At 49.0% G+C, this 24,374-nt stretch carries 21 protein-coding genes; 14 read left to right on the top strand and 7 right to left on the bottom strand.

Annotation, left to right across the window (positions count from 1 at the left end):
• Positions 1-155: 155 nt before the first annotated feature.
• The 3 genes from ACNI23_RS11190 to ACNI23_RS11180 all read left to right on the top strand — a co-directional run bounded on the left by ACNI23_RS11190 (position 156) and on the right by ACNI23_RS11180 (position 3,309).
• Entirely contained in the window at positions 156-1,637 is a 1,482-nt protein-coding gene (locus ACNI23_RS11190; RefSeq protein WP_420248736.1) for a DEAD/DEAH box helicase, read from the top strand.
• 245 nt (positions 1,638-1,882) lie between these two features.
• Positions 1,883-2,146 (top strand): RNA-binding regulator, encoded by a 264-nt coding sequence (rbp, locus tag ACNI23_RS11185; protein ID WP_015852943.1) that lies wholly within the window; start codon positions 1,883-1,885, stop codon positions 2,144-2,146.
• Between the two features lie 164 nt (positions 2,147-2,310).
• The gene (locus ACNI23_RS11180; protein ID WP_420248735.1) at positions 2,311-3,309 is read left to right on the top strand and encodes an NADase-type glycan-binding domain-containing protein; all 999 of its coding nucleotides are present in this window, start codon (positions 2,311-2,313) and stop codon (positions 3,307-3,309) included.
• 87 nt (positions 3,310-3,396) lie between these two features.
• On the opposite strand, the gene ACNI23_RS11175 is transcribed toward ACNI23_RS11180, so the two are convergent.
• The 7 genes from ACNI23_RS11175 to ACNI23_RS11145 all read right to left on the bottom strand — a co-directional run bounded on the left by ACNI23_RS11175 (position 3,397) and on the right by ACNI23_RS11145 (position 12,823).
• Positions 3,397-4,623, bottom strand: a complete 1,227-nt coding sequence (locus tag ACNI23_RS11175) for an amino acid permease (RefSeq protein ID WP_420248734.1) — start codon at positions 4,621-4,623, stop codon at positions 3,397-3,399.
• A 68-nt stretch (positions 4,624-4,691) separates the two neighbouring features.
• Positions 4,692-6,113 carry an aspartate ammonia-lyase gene (gene aspA / locus ACNI23_RS11170; protein ID WP_420248732.1) on the bottom strand — a complete coding sequence of 474 codons (1,422 nt, stop codon included), beginning with the start codon at positions 6,111-6,113 and terminating at the stop codon, positions 4,692-4,694.
• Between the two features lie 192 nt (positions 6,114-6,305).
• Entirely contained in the window at positions 6,306-8,597 is a 2,292-nt protein-coding gene (locus ACNI23_RS11165) for a diguanylate cyclase domain-containing protein (protein WP_420248730.1), read from the bottom strand.
• 27 nt (positions 8,598-8,624) lie between these two features.
• Positions 8,625-9,524, bottom strand: a complete 900-nt coding sequence (gene rarD, locus ACNI23_RS11160) for an EamA family transporter RarD (RefSeq protein WP_420248729.1) — start codon at positions 9,522-9,524, stop codon at positions 8,625-8,627.
• 97 nt (positions 9,525-9,621) lie between these two features.
• The gene (locus tag ACNI23_RS11155; RefSeq protein ID WP_420248728.1) at positions 9,622-10,842 is read right to left on the bottom strand and encodes an EAL domain-containing protein; all 1,221 of its coding nucleotides are present in this window, start codon (positions 10,840-10,842) and stop codon (positions 9,622-9,624) included.
• Positions 10,843-11,092: 250 nt separating this feature from the next.
• Positions 11,093-11,422: a P-II family nitrogen regulator gene (locus ACNI23_RS11150; protein WP_420248726.1), complete on the bottom strand. Its 330-nt coding sequence runs from the start codon at positions 11,420-11,422 to the stop codon at positions 11,093-11,095.
• 30 nt (positions 11,423-11,452) lie between these two features.
• Positions 11,453-12,823 (bottom strand): ammonium transporter, encoded by a 1,371-nt coding sequence (locus ACNI23_RS11145; protein ID WP_420248725.1) that lies wholly within the window; start codon positions 12,821-12,823, stop codon positions 11,453-11,455.
• Positions 12,824-13,378: 555 nt separating this feature from the next.
• Here ACNI23_RS11145 and ACNI23_RS11140 point away from each other — a divergent pair.
• The 11 genes from ACNI23_RS11140 to trpB all read left to right on the top strand — a co-directional run bounded on the left by ACNI23_RS11140 (position 13,379) and on the right by trpB (position 24,374).
• Positions 13,379-14,176 carry a 2-amino-3,7-dideoxy-D-threo-hept-6-ulosonate synthase gene (locus ACNI23_RS11140; protein WP_420248723.1) on the top strand — a complete coding sequence of 266 codons (798 nt, stop codon included), beginning with the start codon at positions 13,379-13,381 and terminating at the stop codon, positions 14,174-14,176.
• A 15-nt stretch (positions 14,177-14,191) separates the two neighbouring features.
• Positions 14,192-15,175, top strand: a complete 984-nt coding sequence (locus ACNI23_RS11135) for a 3-dehydroquinate synthase II family protein (protein ID WP_420248722.1) — start codon at positions 14,192-14,194, stop codon at positions 15,173-15,175.
• A 7-nt stretch (positions 15,176-15,182) separates the two neighbouring features.
• On the top strand, positions 15,183-16,286 hold the full coding sequence (pheA, locus tag ACNI23_RS11130; RefSeq protein WP_420248720.1) for a prephenate dehydratase: 1,104 nt from the start codon (positions 15,183-15,185) through the stop codon (positions 16,284-16,286).
• Positions 16,287-16,326: 40 nt separating this feature from the next.
• Entirely contained in the window at positions 16,327-17,661 is a 1,335-nt protein-coding gene (gene aroA / locus ACNI23_RS11125; protein ID WP_420248718.1) for a 3-phosphoshikimate 1-carboxyvinyltransferase, read from the top strand.
• A gap of 2 nt (positions 17,662-17,663) precedes the next feature.
• On the top strand, positions 17,664-18,440 hold the full coding sequence (locus tag ACNI23_RS11120) for a prephenate dehydrogenase/arogenate dehydrogenase family protein (RefSeq protein WP_420248716.1): 777 nt from the start codon (positions 17,664-17,666) through the stop codon (positions 18,438-18,440).
• A gap of 246 nt (positions 18,441-18,686) precedes the next feature.
• Positions 18,687-20,102: an anthranilate synthase component I family protein gene (locus ACNI23_RS11115; protein ID WP_420248715.1), complete on the top strand. Its 1,416-nt coding sequence runs from the start codon at positions 18,687-18,689 to the stop codon at positions 20,100-20,102.
• Positions 20,083-20,655 carry an anthranilate synthase component II gene (locus ACNI23_RS11110; RefSeq protein ID WP_015852927.1) on the top strand — a complete coding sequence of 191 codons (573 nt, stop codon included), beginning with the start codon at positions 20,083-20,085 and terminating at the stop codon, positions 20,653-20,655. Before ACNI23_RS11115 ends, ACNI23_RS11110 begins: the two co-directional genes overlap by 20 nt.
• 30 nt (positions 20,656-20,685) lie before the next feature.
• Positions 20,686-21,675, top strand: a complete 990-nt coding sequence (gene trpD, locus ACNI23_RS11105; RefSeq protein WP_420248713.1) for an anthranilate phosphoribosyltransferase — start codon at positions 20,686-20,688, stop codon at positions 21,673-21,675.
• Positions 21,676-21,678: 3 nt separating this feature from the next.
• Entirely contained in the window at positions 21,679-22,458 is a 780-nt protein-coding gene (locus ACNI23_RS11100) for an indole-3-glycerol-phosphate synthase (RefSeq protein WP_420248711.1), read from the top strand.
• Positions 22,455-23,072 (top strand): phosphoribosylanthranilate isomerase, encoded by a 618-nt coding sequence (locus ACNI23_RS11095; protein ID WP_420248709.1) that lies wholly within the window; start codon positions 22,455-22,457, stop codon positions 23,070-23,072. Before ACNI23_RS11100 ends, ACNI23_RS11095 begins: the two co-directional genes overlap by 4 nt.
• Positions 23,073-23,195: 123 nt before the next feature.
• Positions 23,196-24,374: a tryptophan synthase subunit beta gene (gene trpB / locus ACNI23_RS11090; protein WP_420248708.1), complete on the top strand. Its 1,179-nt coding sequence runs from the start codon at positions 23,196-23,198 to the stop codon at positions 24,372-24,374.

Genomic DNA, 24,374 nt, shown 5'->3' with positions numbered 1-24,374 from the left:
AAAGATCCTATTCTTTTTATCTGGAAATCCACTTCGCTTTTCGAAGTTCTTATCCTCTACGTCCCAGAGATTATTAATATTCGGAATTATTTCCGCAGCACGGTTGCCGTCACGCGTAACCGTCAAATGCAGTCCTTTCACCACTGGATAAATTTGTGAGTTTTAAACAATTTTCTTTTGACCGGCGTATAATGGCCGGAATACATGCTTGCGGCTATGAAACGCCGACCCCCATTCAAACCAAAGCCATTCCCGAAGTTCTCAAAGGTCGGGATGTAATGGGCCTTGCCCAGACCGGAACCGGTAAAACCGCCGCTTTTGCTTTGCCCATCATGCAACGCCTGCTTGAGAATAAGTTCTCAGGTCAGGGGCCCATCAGGGTGCTGGTGCTGGCACCAACCCGTGAACTTGCCTTGCAGATTCATGAGAATTTCATGGAGCTTGGTGTTGAGGCCGGAATCCGCAGTTCTGCTGTTTTCGGCGGAGTGGGAGCAATGCCTCAGATTCAGGCTGCCCGCCGTTCATCCGTTATCGTGGCTTGCCCCGGACGTTTGCTGGACCTGATGAATCAGGGTGTGATCAAGCTGGATAAGCTGGATACCCTTGTACTGGATGAGGCTGACCGTATGCTTGATATGGGGTTCCTGCCGGACATCCGTAAGATCATGTCCAAGCTTCCCCAGCGACGTCAGAATCTGCTTTTTTCTGCAACCATGCCCGATGATATCCGCGACCTTGCGGATAAGATTCTTTATCGCCCTGCAACAGTGCAGGTTGCTAACACTGCTCCGGCCAAGACTGTTGAGCATGTTTTTTATCCGGTCAGCCAGCATTTAAAAAATAATTTGCTTTTCAGGGTTCTTGAACAGACAGATTACGACAGTCTGCTGGTTTTTACCCGTACTAAACATAAGGCCAAGAACCTTGCCCGCAGACTTGCGGCGCGTGGTCATAAGGCTACTTTCCTGCAGGGCAATATGAGCCAGAACCAGCGCCAGCGTGCTTTGGATGGCTTCCGCGACGGCTCGTTTAAAGTCATGGTTGCTACTGATATTGCGGCACGCGGAATTGACTGCGACCGCATCACCCATGTGGTCAACCTTGATGTTCCCGATACTGCCGAGACTTACACTCACCGCATCGGTCGTACCGGGCGCGCGGGACGTAGCGGTAGTGCATTTTCATTTGTCACACGTGATGATCTGCGGCTTATGCGTGAGATTGAAAAAGCTGTGGGCTATTCAATTGATCACCGCACTTTGGAAGGTTTCGATTACGACAAGCCGAACTCCCATCCAGCCCCGACAAATAAGGGCGGCGGCCGCAAGCCTGCTGGAGATCGCAAACCTGCTGGTGAACGTAGGCCGGGAAAGGGCCGCAAAGCAGCTGAAGCGCGTGATGGCGATGAAGGCCGCAAACCTGCAGGAGAACGTAAGTCCGGAGGAAGGCGCAAGCCGGGTGGAGGACGCAAGCCTAGTGGTGGTCCTGCCAAAAATGCAGATGAAAGACACGATTCCCGTCCTGCACCGAAGCGTAAATCCGGTGGCTCCAAAGGAAACCAAGAAGATAGTGCAAAACGGAAAACAGGGAAACCTTCAAGAAGAAAACGTCGGCCTTCCCGTTTTTCTAAAGTATAATCAGGTGCTTTGCTTATAATGCGCGTTTTTCTTTCTGTGGAAATAATTTATTTTTGAAATATTTCCCTTGACTTTTGTATCGAAGTAGTAAAACAGTGTATTTAGTTGCCAGCGGCCTCTTGGAAGGAAGTTGGTTTTAGTTCAACAGGTATATCAAGGAGCAGTGTACGCATCTTGTACGCTGCCTTTTTTTTATACCTGACGCATTTGCGTGAAAGTTTATACATTTTTTAGGAGAATTTTTAATGTCCAAGAACATCTATGTCGGTAACCTGCCCTGGTCTGCAACTGAAGACGAAGTCCGCGCTGCTTTCGAAGCTTTCGGTGAAGTTGTATCTGTTAAACTCATCGAAGACAGAGAAACCGGTCGCCCCCGTGGCTTCGGCTTTGTTGAAATGGAAGACGCTGGCGCAATGGAAGCTATCGACAATCTGGATGGTAAAGACTTCGGCGGACGTAACCTCAAGGTTAACGAAGCGAAGCCCCGTGCACCGCGCCCCCGCTGGTAGTCAATATATATTTGACTGTCTTTTTTGAGCAAGTAATTGCTCTTAAGCCCGTTTTTCAGCCGAAAGACGGGCTTTTTCTGTTTTCAGCCGCTCTTTGTTCCGTTATAACTTCAGCTGTTTCTGCATAAGTATAATCCTATCATTTGGTTTTCGGAGATTCTTTTATGTTGCGCAAACTTGTTTTGCTTATTTGTCTACTTGCAATTCCTACTATTGTCCTTGCTCAGCCAATCCACGTTCGGACTTCTTCCTTTGTGCCCATGGATGGCGAAACTGTTTTTGATGGTAAATATCTTACTGACAGCAACAGCACCACCGGGTGGATTGAAAATGGCGAGGGGAATGGTTCCGGCGAATGGATTCAGTTTTTCTTTCCGGCGCAGGTTATTGTTGATTCTGTATATATTGTGAATGGTGTTGATACCGGACCCGAGCAGGCTAAGGTCGGTCGCATCAAGGATGTGGCAATTTCCTTTTCCGGCGGGCAGCGGCAGGAATTTACTCTCGTTGATACAGATAAGAAGCAGAATCCCAGAATCCGTAAATTCCCCACTACGAGCCTCGCCTTGAACGTTCACTCAGTTTACAAAAGTTCAGGTGTTGATCAGGCCGGTATTTCAGAAGTTGTTATAAAATACCACCGTATTACCCCGGAAGAAATTGCGGCTGCAGCATCTGTGAAAAAGGGTAAACTTGATAATTCAGTAGCGGGTGAAGCTGTGGTGATGAAGCCCCGCAAGATGAGTGCACAGGAAAAGAAAGTTCTTTACGAGAAGATGAGCAAGCTTGAGAAAAAGCAGGTTGTGCTTGATGAAATGAAGGTCTTTTTTGATAAATTTTATACAAATTTTGTGACAATCAATGAAGAGTATCCGCGAATGTTTACGCAGGATCAATTTTTGCTCGAAAGTTCCACTTTTGAAAGTTTTCGGTCCATGCTCGAAAAGCGCAAGGTGCTTGATAAATACAAGAGTGCTGTTGTTTCCACTTCCGGACTGCGTTTCAGTATTCGTACCCTGACCCCTACAGAGGTGGAGCTTTGGGTTAAGGGAGAATATACGGTCATCTTTGATATGCAATCCCATCAGATGGTAGAAAATGCCCTGTTTCATTTGAAGAGGGAATACGGGGATTGGAAGGTTAAAAATAAGACTGAGTTTTAGAAAGCGGGGGATGATTTGAAATCATCCCCCGCCTTTTTTTTATGTAGCTAAGCTTATTGAAAGGCTCTCTGGCTTCGGTAGACAAGACTACCTTGTATGGTGAGTCCAGTATTCAACATTCGGGCTGAGGTGCAGCAGTCCGAATTCCTGGCCCAGTTCAATTATCAGGACTGCGGCAAAACAGACAATAAGGAACATGCCTGAATATTTTCGGATTGAACCTTTCGGTGAGTATCTCCAGACAATGAATCCGGGCAGGATTCCGAAGATGATGCATTCGCCGACTCCGCCCACAAGGTTGATGGCTACCAGAAAAATGTCCGGGTAAAGCAGGCCGACCAGCAGCGGGGGAAGAAATGACAGACACCAGACAACAACTTTGTTGTTGATGCCGAAGTTGCTGGAGGTCAGGTCGCGCATGAAGCTGAGCAGGGCTGTCCCGTTAGCCATGAATGCGGTGGACATTGCTACCACTGCGAATATCAGGGCAACATAGGTGAAAACCGGGGTCTGAAGCAATTGTTCCAGAGGAATGGTTGCCGGATCATTTTTGCCGAAAGCGGTGATCAGGTCGATATGGGTTTCGGGATTTGAAAGAGGCAATGCACCTAGCACTACCAGCAACCATACAATGTTCATTCCCATGCCGATAGTTGTTCCGCCGATGATGGCGGTGCGAATCTTTTTCCGGTCATGGTCCAGTGTTCGGCATATGCTCGGAATGATATTATGAAAATGAAAGGCCATGAGCAGTACCGGGAGTCCTGCAGGAATGTAGGTCCAGTCGAGAGCCTCAAGATTCGGAGCTGAAACATCGGGCACAACCATGAAGACCAGTGCGCCGAAAGTTATCCACATGATGGTGACCATATAAGGCGTGCACTTCTTCATCATTTTCATGCCGAAGGCGGTCATTCCGGTTACCAGCGCGAAATAACCGATCATGACCACAGCTTTGGGTAAAGTAGACTGCAGGCTCATGATAATAGCGGAGATACCGCAAAGATAGGCAACAAGAACCCCGTATAGAATGATCAGGTTGGCGACAATTGTTACCCATTTCCCGGCATTTCCCAGTTCCTGATGGAAAAATGTCGGCAGGTCTGCGTTCTCATTGGTGGTCAGACTTTTCTGTTCCGAGTAGATCAGGGCGGTATAGGTCATGAGCACCCACATGAGCAGGGTGGCGGCGACAGAAGGATAAAATCCTGCTGCACAGAGATTTACCGGCAGGGCAAGGATTCCCGCACCGAGCATGTTACCTACTACCACGAACATCATGGACAGGGCGGAAGCTGATTTTTCCTGCGTCATTAGTACCTCCCGTTTCAAATCTGTTATAAAGAAAGGCCGCAGAGCATAAGCTGTGCGGCCTTTGAATTTTATTTTTCAGCGGTTTCAACAAGGCTTAGCGGATGGCTGTGAACCATGGCTGCGGGTGAAAGCGCTTTATCCAAATCTTCTTTGGACATGTAACCCTTTTCAATAACTATGTCGTAGACAGAGCATCCTGATTTAAGTGCTTCATTAGCTACTTCGGTTGATTTTTCATAACCGATGTAGGGGTTGAGTGCGGTGACCAGTCCGATGCTGTTTTCTACGTAGCCGCGGCAGACGTCCTCATTGGCGGTGATGCCGGAGATGCAGCGGTCGGCCAAGGTACGGAATCCCCGGCGCATGATGGTCAGGGAATTGAGCAGGCTGGCGCAGATGACCGGTTCCATTACATTCAATTCCAGCTGTCCTGCTTCGGCTGCCATACTGACAGTTACGTCACTGCCTATGACGGTAAAAGCAATCTGGTTAACCACTTCCGGAATGATAGGGTTGACCTTTCCGGGCATGATGGAAGAACCCGGAGCCATGCGCGGCAGATTGATCTCGTTGAGTCCGCAGCGCGGGCCGGAAGAGAGCAGACGCAGGTCGTTACAAATTTTGGAAATTTTAACAGCTACACGTTTGAGTACACCGGAAAGCTGTACATAGGCTCCGGTATCCTGAGTGGCTTCCACGAGATCCGGGGCTAACTCAAGATCAAAACCGCTGATTTCCTTAAGCTTTGCAGTAACCAGCTCTGCATACTTGGGCGGGGCGTTCAGTCCGGTGCCGATGGCGGTTCCACCCATATTGATCTCGCAGATCAAGGCTTTCGCTTCGCGTACACGCTCAATATCTTCGCCGACCATAACCGAGTAGGATGTGAATTCCTGACCGAGGGTCATGGGTACTGCATCCTGAAGCTGGGTGCGCCCCATTTTAAGGATATGTGAAAATTCTTTCCCCTTTGCTGCGAAGTTCGCCTGCAGATATTCCATGGACTCTATGAGTTGGTCCATCTTGGCGATAAGGGTTAGTCGCAGGCAGGTAGGGTATACGTCATTGGTGGACTGGGCCATGTTGACGTGAATATTGGGGTGCAGGTTATCGTATTCACCACGTTTGAAGCCGAGGTGTTCAAGGCCGATGTTAGCTATGACCTCGTTGGCGTTCATGTTGGTGGAGGTTCCGGCACCGCCCTGAATGATATCGACCACAAACTGGTCATGATGCTTGTCTGCCAGCAGTTCGTCACATGCAAAGACGATAGCTCTGGTCTTTTCCTCATCCAGCTTGCCCAGCTCATTATTGGTCAAAGCGGCGGCTTTTTTGATCTGGGCAAGAGAGTAGATTATGTGCGGATAGTGGGAGATGGGGATTCCGGTAATGCGAAAGTTCTCGGATGCCCTCATGGTCTGTGCCCCGTAAAGGGCATCTTCAGGAACTTCTTTCTGGCCTATGCAGTCATGCTCATTACGAAATTTCATTACTTTCTCCAAAGAATTGTATTGTGGTGTATTTCGGGGGAGAAAGTACCGCTGAAGAAAAGACGGCACTGTATTGCCCCCGTTAATTTTGTTTTAGCATATCGGCATGCGGGGTCAATACAACTATTTGAAATCTTTATTCAGACCGGTTGTTGTGAAAAAAGTTCCTTTTTTGTGAAAACAACGTTGATTTTAAAATGCGTAGCCGTTTTTGCCCTGATTTTTCGCTTTGTACATGGCTTCATCTGCAATACGGATAAGCTTTTCTTTTTCTTCACCGTTATCCGGGAAAATACTGATTCCTATACTTACTCCGATCCTGTAGACTTTTTCGCCTACGTAAAAAGGCGCGCGCATGGAGTCTATTATCCGTTGGGCGACCACTTCGATTTCAGCTATGGTTCCTACATCCTGTAATATAGAAATAAATTCATCGCCGCCGATGCGGGAAAGGGTGTCGCTGGTCCGCAGGCAGTCGCTGAAACGTCCGGCAACTTCTTTAAGTACAGTATCTCCAGCCATATGCCCCAGTTCATCGTTAACCTGTTTGAAGTTATCGAGATCAGCGTAGAGAATGGCAACTTTCATGCGGTTACGGTTGGCATGTGAAAGAGCTTGTTTTAAACGGTCATCAAAGAGGACTCGGTTTGGCAAACCGGTCAGATTGTCAAACATGGCCAGACGGCGCATGGTTTCCTCATGTTCTTTGCGTTCGGAAATATCCATGAGAAAACCGTCCATGCGAATAATGTTTCCATTTTCATCTTCGACTCCCATAATTGTTTCACTTGCCCAGAATGTAGAGCCGTCTCTGCGTTTTTGGCGGGCTTCAAAGTTGTTTGTCCGGCTAAATTTGTCGAGGATGGTCATTAACCGGTCCCGCTCTTCTGGGTGTACATAACAGTCCCGCGCAATATCGGTAATTTCAGTCAGGAAGGATTCTGATGAATTGTATCCGTAATATGCTGCCATCTGGCTGTTGGCGCTGATGAATTTACCCTGCGGTGTAGTTTGAAATATTCCAAGCGGTGCTGTAGTGACCAGAGCGCTGTAGTTCTCTTCAGCCTGTTTAAGAGCTTTTTCCTCATTCTTTCGGTCTGTAACATCAAGGATGAATCCGACCATGCTGTTTTCTTCTAGAAGAATAGTCCCTTTTTCAAAAACCCAGCGTTGACTGCCATCGCTACGGATGATGCGGTATTCATGTTCAAAGGATTTATTGTGGCTGAGGGCATTGCTGATTGCATTTTTCAATCCGGTGCGGTCTTCCGGATGCACCAGATCATAATACATGCTCTTTCCTCCCTTGAGAAAATTCTCAGGGTCAAATCCTGTAACTTTACGGATTTTGGAACTTATATAGTGCATTTCAAAAGGTTGGGAAATTTCACATTTGTAAATAATTCCCGGAGCATTTTTGGCGATGGCTCCGAAAACATTATCTTTGCTTTTTAACTCTTTGTTCTGACGGAGAAGCAGTTGCTGGGATCTGTGGTAGTAAAAGAAAAATACAACTGCGAAAAATAGCAGGGAAAGGAATACAAACATTGCTGCCCGCACAGCCTGTATGGAAGCCAATGAGCTTGTTGCATCGGTTTCGGGTGCGGAAAGGGCGACAACAAGTTTCATCTCTCCAAAACGAATAGAATGCCAGGCGACAAGCTTGCGCTCCACGTGTTTATCCCGCTTTACGGTAAAGGAGTATTCCCCGGTTCCGTATGGCTCGTGAAGCATGCGCGAATCTATCTTGATCAAATCCTGATAGCCTTTGTGGAGTGCAAATACGTTTTTTCCGACTATCTCGGTTTCCTGATCAAACAGGACAGTTCCTGATCCGTCGATAATGTATCCTGATCCGAATTTTCCGATTTGCAGCGGGCCGATATATTTGTCCGTAAGTTTATCCAGATCAATGACAATTGTGAGTATTCCTGAGAAATTGTTGTTCTCCCAGACCGGCATCAGCACCCCGGCAACATATATCTTATCTGCAGTTACTGGTTTCGGAGTAATGAATCCTGAACGCATGCCTGATACTGCGGAGTAATATTTTTCAGTCCATTCCTGTGCGATGCGATGTGCCTGTACTAATTCCGGTGAATTTATTTCAGAGGTTAATTCCCCCCCCTTTGCCGGGTTGAAGCTGATCAGGGTCAGGGAGGTTTGGTCCGTCTGTTTAATTTTGATGAGTTTTTTAATAGATTCTGAAGATCGGTTGCCTGCAATAAAATCAACCAGTGAGTAGTTAGCCAGCGTTGCGGACGATTCTATAATGTTTGCAAGTTTATCTTCTAAGGCAGTGGCGACCAGTTTTGCTTGCAGGGCCTGCTGTTCATTGAAGATCCTTTCTTGATCTTGAATGGACATAGTATCCAGCTTAATACAGATGTAGCTGGCTGCGGTCAGAATCATAATCAGGGGGATTATCAGCCTGAGTGGAATCCACTTTTTGAAGAAGTTGCTTTTCTTAGGTGCTAAAATCAATTCTATGCTCCGGCCCTGCAGTTCTGATTATTTCTTTGAACTTGAAATAGTTTTAAAGTTTTTATTCAACCCGTCTGCTACATAGACTGCAATTCCGCTCCAGATAAAGGCGAAAGTCACCAGCCGTGCAGAGGTGAATGGCTCTTCATATACAAAGACACCGAGCATCAGAGCCAGTGTGGGAGCTATGTATTGCATCATACCCAAGGTTACTAATCGCAACCTGCGCGCTCCATGGGCAAAAAAGATGAGTGGCAAAGATGTGGCGGCACCTGCTCCAAGTAGCAGGAGATTATCCATAAGGCTGATTTTATATATACTTATTTCTCCTGAAAAAGCCAGCCATAGTAGATAAATCGCAGATAATGGGGCAAGCACGGCTGTTTCCACAAATAGGCCCGGAAGGGACTCCACTTTCATCACTTTACGGACCAGTCCGTAAAAGGCGAATGAAACAGCTAACGTTAGAGCTATATAAGGAATGTGCCCGAAATCAATTATAGAATAGGCTACTCCGCACGCAGCGAGGATGATGGCGGTGACTTGAAGGCGGTTCAATCTTTCTTTCATGAAAATGAATCCGAGCAGGGCATTCATCAGCGGAGTCATATAATAGCCCATACTGGTGTCCACCACATGGTCATGATTGACTGCCCATATATAAACGAACCAGTTTGTCCCTATGAGACAACTGCTTATGGTCAACAGAATTTTACCTTTTTTGTCCGCAAAGGCGCTCTTTACTTCCGGCCAGCGTTTTTTGCAGGAAAGTAGGATCGCTACAAAAAAGAGTGACCAGACAATTCTGTTGCAGAGGAGTTCAAGTGCGGGGACTTCTTCCAGGGTTTTCCAGTAAACAGGGAGCAACCCCCAGAGGATGAATGCCGCAGCGGCATAGAATATACCGTCATGAGTGTCTTTATTCATTTTTCCCGGTCCGTAATAATTAATTGAGGCGGGAAAGATATTCCATTACCTGTGCGGTTGCAACAAACATTATAGTAATACTGCAACTGGGATTGAATTAAGTGCTGATGTCAATGCAGAGTATAGGAGACTTGGGGGTGTCGTTCATTTTTGTGGAAACAGTGACGCAATTGTTTCCCGAGGCAAGTGATATGTATGGGGCTGTGGTATGCCATTGGTTGCCTGTTTTAATAGTCAGGTAATATTCTTTCAGAGAGTGGTCAGCCCCTACTGGAGCAGGCTGGTATATGAGCCGTCTGTTTTTTTTGAGCTTGTAGGGATTGCAGATGGTTTCGGAAACCTGAATGCCGTTGGTGTCCAGAATGTAGGCACACTCGATGTTTGTGTTTTCAGTAATGAAGGCTGAAAGTGCGGAATCCAGTGTCCCGGTGGTGCCGTTCATCAATGCATCACGTAGCTTCGCGGCCATTCTTTTGTAACTGTTTTCCATTATTTTCTGGCGGTTTAATTTTTCCAGAACATGGGTTTTAAAGCGTGAAGCCAGATATTTTACCGGAGCCATATCTGTATTGATGGCCATGGCTGCCGGTGCCGGTTTGCTGAAGAAATAACCCTGAAACACATCAATGCCGAGGCTCATCAGGGTAAGGGCTTCCTCAACGGTTTCAATTCCTTCGGCCAAAGGCAGGCTACCTGTTCTTTCTGCAAGGCTGATCAGGGAGCGGGTTACTTCCATATTATGAAATTTTCTATTGATATCAGTAATGAGGGAACGGTCTATCTTGATTATGTCCGGCTTTAGTGAAGGTATGCGGTCAAGGTTGGAATGTCCTGTCCCCACATCATCAAGGGCTATGAGAAAGCCGTGTTCACGGGATTTTGCAACAAAAGCTGAGAGAGCTGCGTCGTTGCCCGCTTTGGATTCGATTATTTCAAGGACGACATTCCCAACGGGGATGGAACATTCTTCGACCATCTTTCCGGTCAGCCCGTAATTGAATGTTTTTTCGTTGATAATAGCTGCATCAATATTAACCGACAGGAGCAGTGAACGATCTGTTCTAGAAATGGGTGCGAACGTTTCAAAAGCTTTTCTTCTGCATGCCCGGTCAAGTTTGGTCAGGGTTTCAAGGTCCTCACACATATTGAAAAGTGTGAACGGAGGGATGCTTTCCCCGGTACGGGGATTGATAGCTCGGGTCAGGGCCTCAAAACCTAACAATCCTTTGCGGTTCATGGAGATAAGCGGCTGCAGTACTGTAGTTAAACTATCATTTTCGATGAGTTCATTAATGGAAAAATCGGGAGTAGTTTTCATAGGAGCAGTCGCTTTGTTGTGTGTTTACAGTTGGTTCTATTCTGTTAACACGGACGCGAAGTGGAACCAAAGAGTATTTTAAGTCGAATTTTTTTAAAAAAGCGGCCGAAAGGGTGGGAAGTCCCTTTCGGCCGGTGAGGTCCGATGGAGGTGGTCATCGGACTGGGCCGGGTTTAACTGCCGATGATAAACCCGGCCTGTGCTGTACACTAATTGGGGTTAGAGTGATATGTGCCTATGTTTTGTGTGGCTAGAGTGATTCTTCGCCTGTTCTGATTCGGATGGTCCGGTTCAGGTCCTGCACGAAGATGACACCGTCACCTTCTTTACCTGTCTGGGCACCGGTCTTGATAGCTTCCAGTGCTCCTTCGAGTTTGGATTCGTCCAGACCGATCTCGATGCGAACTTTTTTGAGAAGGTTAACTTCCATTACTACCCCGCGGTATGTTTCGGTGAATCCTGCTCCCCGGCCGGAACCGAGGATGTTGGTTACCGACATGGAGTAGATGCCTTTGGCGTAGAGAGCCTGTTTTACCGGGGTAAGGCATTCGGGCCTGATGTATGTGATGATGAGTTTCATTATATTATTCCTCTCTTTGTGATGGTTGGACTATTCGTTGGAGAAGATCTGGAAGCCGTTGTAGGATTCCATGCCGTGCTCGCTGATGTCGAGACCCTTCATTTCTTCTTCCGCAGTAACCCTGATGCCCATCACGGCCTTGGCGATGGAGAAGGCGAGGTAGCCCATTCCAAATGCCCAGATAAAGCAGACTACGATACCGATGATCTGGGTGGTAAGGATTCCGAATCCACCGCCGTAGAAGAGGCCGCCTGTTCCATCGTTAAGTGCGGGAGAGGTGAAGAGACCACAAGCCAGAGTTCCCCAAGCGCCGCATACACCGTGTACGGAAACCGCACCAACCGGGTCGTCGATTTTCAGTATTTTATCAATGAACTCGATAGAGAGAACTACCAGCACACCAGCGATAAGTCCGATAACGATAGAAGCTGCGGGAGTTACTGTTGCACAGGGAGCGGTAATACCGACCAGACCAGCCAGCGCGCCGTTACAGGTCATGGAGATATCGGGCTTGCCGTATTTGAACCATGAGGTGAACATTGCGCCGAGGGTACCCGCACAGGCGGAGAGGCTTGTGGTTACTGCGATAAGGCCGATGGAACCGTCTGCTGTTGTGGTGGAACCGGGGTTGAATCCGAACCAGCCGAACCAGAGGATAAAAACACCCAGAGATGCCAGCGGAATGTTGTGGCCGGGGATAGCTTTTGCTTTGCCGTCCGCAGTGTATTTACCTATACGGGGCCCGAGGATCATGGCACCGGCCAGAGCGATCCATCCACCTACGGAGTGAACTACGGTAGAGCCTGCGAAGTCCATGAAGCCCATGCCTTCAAGCCAGCCTGCGCCTGAATCTCCAAGCCAGAGGGAGCCCCATGCCCAGTGTCCTGATATAGGATAGATAAGTCCGGTTACGATACATGTTACTAGGATATAGCTGCTGAATTTAGTACGCTCTGCAATGCCGCCGGATACAATAGTGGCAGCGGTTGCCGCGAATACAGACTGGAAGAACCAGAAAGTGAGAGTCCACTGCGCATCCGGGTCGGTGAGCCCTGTTCCTGCAAGAGAAAAGCCGGATGTGCCGATAAATCCGCCTGCATCAATCCCGAACATGAGGCCGAATCCGAGCAGGAAAAAGATGATTGATCCAGTGGAAAAATCGAGAAAGTTTTTCATCAGGATGTTACCCGCACTCTTTGCGCGGGTGAATCCTGCTTCAACGCATGCAAAACCTGCCTGCATGAAAAATACGAGGATCGCCGCGAGAAGTGTCCAGAGAATGTTGCCGTGTGTCTGGGACATGGCTTCTTCCGCTGCAAATGCCGCGGAAGGTGCTGCCAGGAGCATGAGAGTTGCGAGGGCCGGAACTTTGCGGCCTGCCATTGAACGTTTGGTAGTCATACAGTCCTCCTTAGGGATGTTGATTGCTTCAAGGATAAGTTTCTTTAAGCATGGACTGTGCCAAACGTTTAAGTGTTTGAAAATACTGTATAAATACTGGATTAACCCAAAAATATTGATTACAAAAATGTATTTTTGAACTTTTTTGTCGTATTTGAGTAGGGTGAAAATTACAAAAAGGTAAACTATGTGCTCGGGTGTGTTGTTTAAGTTGAGAGAAATTAACAATCAGTGTTTATTATATTAATGATGATAAAAAAATAAATAAAGTTGTTGACAATTTTTTCAGGACCCGGTTAAGTAGCTCTTATGCAGACTTTCAACACCCTAGGCACTGGCCTCTCTTACTTTTTTTACTTTTTTTATTTTTGGTGCACCCACGCTTGTGGTCGGGTGGAGGTTTGCTTGTACAAAAAGTAAAAAAAGAAACATAGCAAACGACCTCTACGAAAGGGCCGCAGGCGAAGAATCGCCGGCGGCCCTTTTTTTTTAACGGGTCGCCAAAAGGGAAGCGGATCTTGGAGAATCTAGAGGCAAACTTCAGGAGAAATTAAAATGCAGATTGGAAAAAGCGTAAGAATGGAGCGGATAATAAACCGCAATACAGGCCGGACCATCGTTGTTCCCATGGACCATGGTATAAGTGTCGGGCCGCTCAAGGGACTTCGATCCATGCGAAGGGCGGTTAACGATATGGTCAAGGGAGGAGCCAACGCCGTGCTCATGCACAAAGGCCTTGTTCGCTGCTCCCACCGTGAAGAGGGCGGCGACGTCGGCCTCATCGTTCATCTCTCCGCCTCCACCTGTCTTTCCCCCCTCCCCAATAAAAAAACTCTCGTCGGTACTGTTGAAGACGCACTTCGCCTCGGTGCAGATGCTGTTTCCGTTCACGTTAATCTCGGTGATGAAGCCGAATCACAGATGCTTTCCGATCTTGGTGAAGTTGCTTCCGCCGCTACCAGCTGGGGTGTTCCGGTTCTGGCAATGGTTTACGCTCGCGGCCCTCAGATCAAAGACGAATTCGATCCCGAAGTTGTGGCCCACTGCGCCCGCGCAGGTGAAGAGCTTGGTGCTGATATCGTAAAAGTACCCTACACCGGCGATGTTGAAACTTTCAAAGACGTGGTTGAAGGCTGCTGTATTCCAGTAGTAATCGCCGGAGGTCCCAAGCTCGATTCCACCCGCGATTTCCTGCAGATGGTTTCAGATTCCATCGAAGCAGGCGGTGCCGGACTTTCCGTTGGCCGTAATGTCTTCCAGCATGAAAACCGCGTTAAACTGGTAGAAGCCCTGCACATGATCGTTCACCAAGATGAAACTGTAGATAATGCTCTCGCGCACATCGGCGAATAGTTTAGGAACAGGAAAATGAAAAAGATTATATTCAAAGCGATCCCTTTTGATAAAAAGCTTCTCAGCCTTGCACTCGAGTCCGGAGTAGATGCCATCCTTACTTCTCCTGAAGACAAGGAGACCGTTGAATCCCTCGGGCGAGTATCTGTAATTACTCCGGAAGAAATGCCCTGCGTAGCTATCACCGAAAAGGCAGACGAAGCAGTTGCTGTTGATCTTGACAAAAAAGGCAAAAGTGTTTGTCTCGCCGCAGGCTGGGAGATTATCCCGGTTGAAAACCTGCTTGCCCAGATTGATGCCCTTGCCCTTGAAGCTGAATCTCTTGACCGCGCAAGACTTGCCGCATCGGTCATGGAGCGTGGTGCAGATTCAATCGTAGTAACTCCCGAAGGCGCTGCTGATCTTAAGCAGATTGTAGCCGAACTGAAACTCTCGCAGGGTAAGATGGAACTCCAGAAAGCAACCGTAACCAGCATTGAATCCGCAGGTCTGGCCCACAGGGTCTGTGTGGATACCACTTCCAAACTCAAGAAAGGACAGGGTATCCTTACCGGAAATTCTTCCGCCTTCACCTTTCTCGTGCATGCTGAAACCGAATCCAACCCTTACGTAGCCGCACGTCCTTTCAGAGTGAATGCCGGGGCTGTTCATGCCTACGCTCTCACTCCCGGTGACAAGACCTGCTATCTCGAAGAACTGCGTTCCGGCACCGAAGTATTGGTTGTGGATAAAAGCGGCGAGACTTCCGTAGCAGTTGTCGGACGCAGCAAACTTGAAGTTCGTCCCATGCTGCTGATCACCGCCGAGGTCCAGACCCCTGAAGGTCCGGTTTCCGGTAAGGTTTTTCTCCAGAACGCTGAAACCATCAGAGTTGTAAGCGGTGACGGTGAACCTGTAAGTGTGGTAACATTGAAAGAAGGCGATGAAGTTCTTTGCCGTATTGATGAAGCGGGCCGCCATTTCGGCATGCGCATCAAAGAAGAAATTTCAGAGGATTAATAATAAAATGTCACAGTCCAGCAAAAAAAATCTTGGCGATCTGCGAGTGGAAATTGATTCCCTCGACAGTGATATTCTTGAGCTTCTCAACAAGCGTGCCGCTGCGTCTCTCGCAGTTGGAGCCATCAAGGCCGGATCATCTGACCAGATTTTCAAGCCTTTCCGGGAGCAGGAAGTACTGCGCGGTCTAATTAAGCGCAATCCCGGAACTCTCCCCCCTGAGCACCTTGAAGCAATTTATCGCGAAATTATTTCTTCCTCCCGCAGGCTGCAAAGGCCTGAGCGAGTGGTCTATCTAGGCCCCGAAGGGACATTTTCATATTTTGCCGGGCTACAGCATATGGGACGTCAGGCTGACCTGCTCCCTAAAAACAATTTTGAAGATATTTTTGTGGCCGTTTCCAAGGGCGAAGCCGACCTCGGCATAATCCCCCTTGAAAATTCGCTCAAGGGAACGGTCGGGCAGAACGTTGATCTGTTCATGCGCTACCCGGTTTTCATTCAGGCCGAGCTGTATCATCGCATCAGCCACGGGCTTATGACCAAGGGTGTCGACATCAGCGAGATCAAAACGGTCTACTCACACTCCAAGGCACTAGAGCAATGCACCGGATGGCTTCGTGCCAATATGCCCGGTGCAGAGCTCGTGTCTGTAGAGTCCACTGCCAAGGCTGCCCAGATGGTTGCTGAAAGCGATGAACCTGCAGCCGCAGTAGGACATTTAAAACTGGCTAATCTTTTCGGTCTGCATGTAGTAGCAGAGGCCATCGAAGATTTGCCGGACAACTGGACCCGTTTCCTGATCATCGGCCCCAAGCCAGGACAGGAAGATAAGCGTGACAAAACCTCGCTTCTTTTCACCACCCCGGACCGTCCCGGTGCACTTGTGGAAGTCCTTAATGAGCTTTCCGGTCATGATATAAACATGACTAAGCTTGAGTCCCGTCCTGCTCTCGGTGAAAAGTGGAAGTATATGTTTTTCGTTGACCTGCAAGGTGACCTCGGGGCTGAAGAACACGCTTCACTCATCGAAGATCTCAAAGCGCGCTGCCTGACTTTTAAAATACTCGGCAGCTACCCCGCAGGTTCTCAAGACGGCAGTAAGATTTAAATAAAATTTCAAAAGACTGGAAACAGTCAGGATATATAAAATGACTTCTGAAAACGTAATCATAATTAAAGCTCCCTCGTCCAAGTCGCTTTCGCACCGTGCGCTAATTGCCGGTGCATTGTCTGAGGGAACTACTGTTGTTCTTGATCCTCTCGACAGTAATGACATCAACCGGACCATGGATTGCCTGACAACCATGGGCGCGAAATTTAATATTGATGGAACTGCCACTACCGTAACCGGTATGGATGGCGGTCCCAAGGGCGGCGTCAAGGAACCTGCTGTTCTGGAAATGCGTGATTCCGGCACTACCTGCCGTTTGATCACTGCTCTCGCCGGTGCAGGTAAGGGACTTTTCAGGGTACAGGGTACACCGCGTATGCATGACCGTCCTATCGGTGCTTTGACCAGCGCACTGGAATCACAGGGGACCAAGGTGACCTTCTCCGATAAGAATGGTTACCCTCCGGTGACACTTGAAGCTTTCGGTTTCAAGGGTAAGCAAATGGATATTTCCCTTGAGGAATCCAGCCAATACCTTTCCGGTTTGCTGCTCGGCGCACCGCTCGCCGATGAAACAACCATCATCAATGTAATCGGTGAGAAAGCTGTTTCATGGCCTTATGTGGCTCTGACCCTCAATGTAATGGAAGATTTCCGAGTAAAGTTTGAGGTTCAGGCCAAGAAAGACGGTGTATGGAAAAAGACAAACTGGAGAAAGGTCGAGAAGGTTGTTCCCGGCGAAATACGTTTCGTAGTTGAGCCTTCCAAGTTTGACCGCGATGAATACCGCGTTGAAGGTGACTGGTCGAATGCTTCCTACTTTCTCGCTGCCGGGGCCGTAGGTAACAATCCTGTTAAGATTGAAGGAATGAACGTAAATTCCCTTCAAGGTGACAGGGCAATCATGTACATCCTTGAATCCATGGGCGCGAAGATCGAAAGTGACGATCACAGTGTGACTGTTTACCCCTCCAAGCTGCACGGCGTTGAGGTGGACATGAGCAAGTGCCCTGATCTGGTGCCCACCGTGGCTGTTGCTGCCGCCTTTGCGGACAGCCCGACTACCATCACCAATGTGGCCCACCTGCGCATCAAGGAATGTGATCGCCTCGAAGCAAGTGCTGCCGAAGTCATGCGTGCAGGCGGCAAGGCCGAGATTACCGATGATTCCATTACCATTATCCCGGCCCCTCTCAAGAAGGGCGAACGCATAATCTTCGATACCTATGATGATCACCGCCTTGCCATGTGTACTGCGATTTTCGCTATGGCGGGTATTGAATCAATTCCGGCTGAACCCGGATGTGTTGCAAAATCTTTCCCCGGTTTCTGGGATGAATGGGAAAAAATTAAAAAAGGAAACGGTTGTTAGTCATGGAGTGCGAGTTTGAGAAAATACATAGCGTAGCCATCATCGGGTCCCGGGGCCAGATGGGGGGCTTCCTCGCGCTCACTGCCGAACGGGCCGGACTGATGGTCTACCGTTTTGACACTCCGCTCGACGAGGAAAAGATGGCCCGCCGTCTGCCGGATACCGATCTGGTTATTCTGTGCATTCCGGTGACGGTTATGGATGAGGTCCTGCCCGTGGTTATTCCGCACTTGAAAAAGGGTGCGATCCTATCTGATGTCGGTTCGGTCAAAGGACGTCCTGTACAGCAGATGCTTCGTGCCTATGATGGTCCCGTGGTCGGTACACATCCCTTGTTCGGACCGGTGATTCCTACCGATTTTGATCCCACTGTGGCTCTTGTTGCCGAGCGTGAAGAAGACCGTCCTGCCATGCTGGCTGTGAAGGATTTCTTTGAACGTCTCAATTTCGGTGCTTTTGAATCTTCTGTTGAAGAGCACGATAAAGCTATGGCTATGATTCAGGCCCTGAACTTCAGTTCCACAATTGCATTTCTGGCCTGTTCCCGCGAAATTCCCAATATTAAAAAATTTGTGACCCCGTCTTTCAAGCGCAGACTCGAATCAGCGCGTAAGATGGTTACTCAGGACAGCGATCTATTCGGCACTATTACTGATGCCAACCAGTACAGTCAGGAAGCGACTCGTCTGTTCCGTTCTTTCCTCTCTTTGGCTGCCGCAGGTGATATGGACCTGCTTGCAGACCGTGCTTCTTGGTGGTGGCGTGACAACAATACCTAGGGAGAAGTGCATCTAAAAAAGATAAAGACCGCGTTCTCCCGGAACGCGGTCTTTTTTTTATATATAAAATTGGTGTGAGCGATTACAATAAGTTGTTGAAAAAGCACCATCTGCGGCGTTGCTGCAAAAAGTTTAAATCCTCACGTATTTAGATACGCTTCGGCCTTAAACTTTAATTGCGCCTTGCATCTGGCACTTTTTGAACAACTTATTAATAAATACTAACCGGATACGGAGAAATTCAAGATGAAGATTGAACTAACTCAGTACGGCAAATGGTTGCCTGCTGATACGCAGACTCCGATCAGTCTGTATCTAGGCTTGGTCGGTGATGCGCCGGGAATTCTATTGGAAAGTGCCGAGGTTGACGGACGACTAGGACGTTACAGCCTTATCGCTTGGGATTTCAGGCTCAAGCTGTCACCTGTGCGCGGTAAGCTTTCCGTGGAATGTGCTGATTCAAGGCTTGCCGGATTGGCAACTTATTCGGGCATGGATTTTCTGGAGGGTATGCGTGCGGTCATGAAGGCCCTGCACCTGAAAGCCCAGCCGGAAGTCGGCGAACTTCCCGCCCTGACCCGTGGTCTTTACGGAACACTGGGTTACGGTATTGCCGGAATGCTGGAGCCGAAGCTCAAAGACAAGCTGCCCGCTGATGAAGCTGAGGTCCGCTTGGCTCTGCCCGGACGGGTGGTTCTCTTCGACCATCTCAAGCACAGCTGTTGCTTCCTTTCCCTTGATAAGGATGATGCTCCTGAATTTACACCACCTGTTTTCGGTGCCGTGTGCGAACCGACCAAGGTTGGTGATCCGGTAGCAGTTCCGGGTAAGGAAAAATACATGGAAGGGGTCAATAAAGTTAAGGATCTCATTGCCGAGGGCGAGTGCATTCAGGTGGTTCTTTCCACCCGTTTCTCCGCTCCTTTCAGCGGTGATTCCTTTGATCTTTATCGCCGCCTGCGTCAGGCCAACCCCTCGCCGTTCATGTTCTATATGAAGTTCAGCCGTGAGGAAATCCTGCTTGGTTCCTCCCCTGAACTGATGGCTCGTTGCGATAAAGGGAGATTGGAAGTTCGTCCCATCGCCGGAACCCGTCCGCGAGGCAAAGATGCTGCCGGAGACCGCAAGTATGCCGAAGAGCTGCTCGCTGATCCGAAAGAAATCGCGGAACACGTCATGTTGGTCGATCTTGGCCGCAACGACCTTGGACGTATCGCCAAACCCGGTACCGTCAGTGTCGAAAAATTCAAGCAGATTGAATATTTCAGCCATGTCATGCACATCACTTCCTATGTGGAAGCCGATCTGCGTGATGATCACGATGCAATCGATGTGCTGCAGGCGACCTTCCCGGCGGGAACCCTTTCCGGTGCTCCGAAAATCAGGGCTATGGAAATCATTTCCGAAATTGAGGAAGTTCCGCGCGGTCCTTACGGCGGCTGCATCGGTTTCATCGGTCTGGATAAGGATTCCGTGAACCTTGATACCGGTATCACCATTCGTTCCATGTGGATTCGCGACGGCAAGTGCCATTGGCAGGCCGGGGCCGGAATCGTCTATGATTCCGATCCTGAAATGGAATGGAAGGAGTGCAACAACAAGGCAAGGGTTCTTAAGGAAATTCTGCAGTCGGAGGGCGGTGATGTTTTTACTCGTAGATAATTTTGATTCATTTACCTTCAATCTGGTGCAGGCGTTCCAGCAGCTTGGGGCTGATCCTCTGGTTTTGCGCAATGACCGTGAGGAAATCCTAGAGCTTGCAGAGTCCGGCAAACTGGAGCGGGTCTGCCTTTCCCCCGGTCCCAGTAATCCGGAAAACGCAGGGCTGTCCCTTGAATTCCTTTCTCGTCTGCCCAAGGAGATTCCGGTGCTCGGCGTCTGCCTCGGTCATCAGACTTTAGGTCATTTTGCCGGGGCATCAGTAGTCCGCGCCGGAAGGATCATGCACGGTAAGACTTCCGATGTTCATCACAAGAACGAAGGTATTTTCACTGGTCTGGATAACCCGTTCAATGTCTGCCGCTACCATTCTCTGGTGGTCAATGTTGATGAAGCACCGGATATGCTGGAGCTGACCGCATGGACTGATCAGGATGAAGTAATGGGCCTTCGCTACAAGGACCGCCCGTGGACAGGGTTGCAGTTCCATCCCGAATCAATTTTGACCCCGGATGGACCGAAGCTGCTGAAGAACTTCTTGGACGGAAATATCTAGCTCTATCATTATATATAGAAGGAAATAAAAATGTCACAGATAATAACCGAAACGCTGACCGCACTTTCTTCCGGTCAGGACCTGACCACAGAACAGGCCGATGCAGTATTTGAGGAACTCTTTTCCGGTGAAATGACCAATGCTCAGGCCGGTGCGCTGCTCATGGGACTGAGAACCAAGGGCGAAAAAGCAGTGGAAGTTGCGGCGGGTGTGCGCGCAGCTCTGCGTGAAGCCAAGCTGGTCAAGGGTATTAACAGTAAATGCATCGATACTTGTGGTACAGGAGGTGACGGTACCAACAGTTTCAACTGTTCCACTGCGGTGGCGATTTATCTTGCGGATATGGGCTATCTGGTTACCAAACACGGCAACCGGGCGGTTTCATCTTCCTGCGGTTCTGCGGATGTGCTGGAAGATTTGGGTGTTTCGCTGGGAACCACAGTGAACGAAGCCCGCGAAGTGCTGCTGCGGGATAAATTTGTGTTCATGTTTGCCCCGAATTACCACCCGGCCTTTGGAAAAATAGCTCCCATCCGTAAAGAATTGGGAATTCCGACCTTGTTTAACCTCATGGGTCCCCTGTTGAACCCCGCACGTCCCACCCACCAGATTCTGGGCGTTGGCAGACCGGAAATTCTGCGTCTCATGGCTGAAGTGCTGGTGCTGACCAATGTGGAAAAGGCGTATGTTATTCATGGCGCGGGCAACTTTGATGAATTGACTCCGTTTGGTGTGAACGATGCGATTCTTGTGGAGAACGGTAAACTTAACGAAGTTAAGATTGATCCTGCTGATTATGGATTCGCAGCAGCCAAGCCTGAAGATGTTGCTGTTAAGGATCGTCCTGAAGCTCTGGCAGCTATCCGTAAGGTTCTGGCTGGAACAGCACCGCAGGCCATGCTTGATATGGTTGCGCTGAACCTCGGCGCGGCAATTTCCATTCTTGATGGTGTGTCTTTGGAAGAGGGCATGGCAAAAGCCAAGGCCAAAGTCGCCAAGGGCGTGGATAAGGAATATTAGGTCATGCTCGATAAGTTCAGAAAAGCAAAACAGGCCGAGCTGGATATGCTGGCGAATATGCAGGCAGAAGGAAGAAAGTTTACTCCATATGCGGGGGAACGGGCTTCTTTTGCTGATGCTATCCGTCGTGATGAATCCGGGCTTAAGGTCATTGCCGAGTATAAGCGTGCTTCTCCGTCCAAGGGTGATATTAACCTCGGTCTGAGTGCAGCGGATGTTGCCAAGATGTACGCTGCCGGAGGTGCTTCGGCCATCTCCGTGCTTACCGAAGAAGAATACTTCAAGGGCAATCTCAGCTACCTCGATGAAATTAAACCCAGCGGATTGCCTATGCTGCGTAAGGATTTTCTTACCGATCTGATGCAGATTGAGCAGACTTTGGCTACTCCGGCTTCGGCGCTTTTGGTCATCGTGCGTATGTTTGAGGATGACGGTTATCTTAAGGAAATGATCGAGCAAACTCATGCCGCAGGGATTGATGCAGTGGTTGAGGCTTTTGACGATGTTGATCTCAAGCGGGCCAAGCAGGCCGGAGCGCGAATCATCCAGATCAATAACCGCGATCTTGATACTCTCGGCATCGATATGGATCGGTCTGTTGAATTCATCAAGCTCAAGGAAGAGGGCGAAATCTGGATCTGCGCCAGCGGAATAAGTGAACCTGAAGATTGCGCACAGATGAATGAATTGGGCTACGATACCGTGCTTATCGGCACCTCAATTATGTCCAGTCCTGATCCACAGGCCAAGCTTGCTGCGCTGGTGGCTGGAGGCCGGTCATGAGCCTGTTAGTCAAAGTTTGCGGAATGACTTCCAAAGAAGACGCGACTATGTGTGAACAATTGGGCGCGGATTTTTTAGGATTCATTTTCCATCCTTCCAGCCCGCGTAACGTGGATGCAGCTTTTGCTCGTTCCGTCAAAACTGATGGAGCTAAAAAGGTCGGTGTCTTCGTGAAGCAGAGTGCAACGGAAGTGATCGAAACTTTGAAAAACGGTCAGCTCGATTTTGCTCAATTGCACGGTGGACAGAATGAGGAATTCTGTAAAGCTGTGGGCAAAGACCGGGTTATCAAAGTTCTCTGGCCTCAGAAGTACGATTCGGTAAAAGAGTTTCAAGCGGACATTGACCGTTTTGCTCCTCATTGCACTTACTTGCTTTTCGATGCCGGAAAATCCGGAGGCGGGCATGGCGTTGCAATGGAATTTGAAGTGTTCAAAGGTGTAAGCATTCCGGTTCCATGGTTGCTGGCAGGAGGTCTTTCAGCAGAAAATCTGAAAGAAGCGTTGGATACAGCAAAACCAAACGGGGTTGATCTCAATTCCGGTGTGGAATCTGAACCGGGTAAAAAAGATAAAAATAAACTGGGCAAAGCTTTCGAAGTCATAGCTCAATAACGATTTGTCATACAAAGCGGCGAAGCCTACTAAAAGTTTTTGGGATTCTTAAACCCTTTTTACAAAAAGGATTTAAGGCCCCCGGCAGGGTCGCCGAAGGCAAATAAAAATAAGGAAAGGATCATGAAACGAGGATATTTTGGTGATTACGGCGGACAGTTTGTACCTGAACTGCTCATGCCGCCGCTGCTTGAGCTTGAAGAGGCCATGGAAAAGATCATGAAATCTGACGAATTCCAGCAGGAATTCACCCGCCTTCTTAAAGATTTTGTCGGTCGTCCCACCGCACTGACCCATTGCGCGAATATTTCCCGCGAACTGGGATTCAACCTCTGGCTCAAGCGTGAAGACCTTGCTCATACCGGAGCACATAAGGTTAACAACACTGTTGGGCAGGCTCTTTTAACTAAGATGATGGGCAAGCCCATGCTTCTGGCTGAAACAGGAGCCGGACAGCACGGTGTTGCAACCGCAACCGCAGCCGCTCTTCTTGATCTTGACTGTGAAATTTACATGGGCGCTCTGGACGTGAAACGTCAGTCTCATAACGTGCGCCGTATGGAACTTCTGGGCGCTAAATGTGTGCCTGTGGAATCCGGCACCCAGACCCTGAAGGACGCTATCAACGCCGCGCTGCGTAAATGGATCGCTGATCAACAGACCACCCATTACTGCTTCGGTACTGCTGCAGGGCCGCATCCCTTCCCGCTGCTGGTTCGTGAATTTCAGGCAATTATCGGGCGTGAAGCCAAGGCCCAGTTCAAGGAAAAAATAGGTGAACTGCCTTACATGGTCGTAGCCTGCGTGGGCGGCGGTTCCAATGCGATTGGTATGTTCCACGAATTTGTGCAAGAAAAATCAGTTAAAATAGTAGGTGTTGAGGCTGCGGGTACCGGAGAACCGGGCTGCACCAACTCCGCACCCATCAACCTCGGAACTCCCGGTGTTCTGCACGGTATGAACACCTTGCTGCTCCAGACTGAGGAAGGACAGATTTTACCTTCCCATTCCATTGCTCCAGGTCTTGATTATCCCGGCGTAGGTCCTGAACATGTTCACCTGCATGCAACCGGCCGTGCCCAGTACGGCACAGTCAACGACCATCAGGCTCTGAAAGCATTTCAGATGCTTTGCCGCAGGGAAGGCATTCTGCCCGCGCTGGAAAGTTCCCATGCCGTTGCCTGGGTTTTGGAAAACAGGGATTCCATCCCCAAAGATGCTAACGTCATAGTCAACCTGTCCGGTCGCGGCGACAAGGACATGGGCATTCTTGAAGATTACCTCGCTGAGCATGGAGTATAG

This window comes from Maridesulfovibrio pacificus (SeqCode) (assembly GCF_048612815.1).
Taxonomy (GTDB): Bacteria; Desulfobacterota; Desulfovibrionia; order Desulfovibrionales; family Desulfovibrionaceae; genus Maridesulfovibrio; species Maridesulfovibrio pacificus.
Note: the sequence above shows the minus strand (reverse complement) of the source record. Positions and strands in the feature narration are given on the sequence as shown.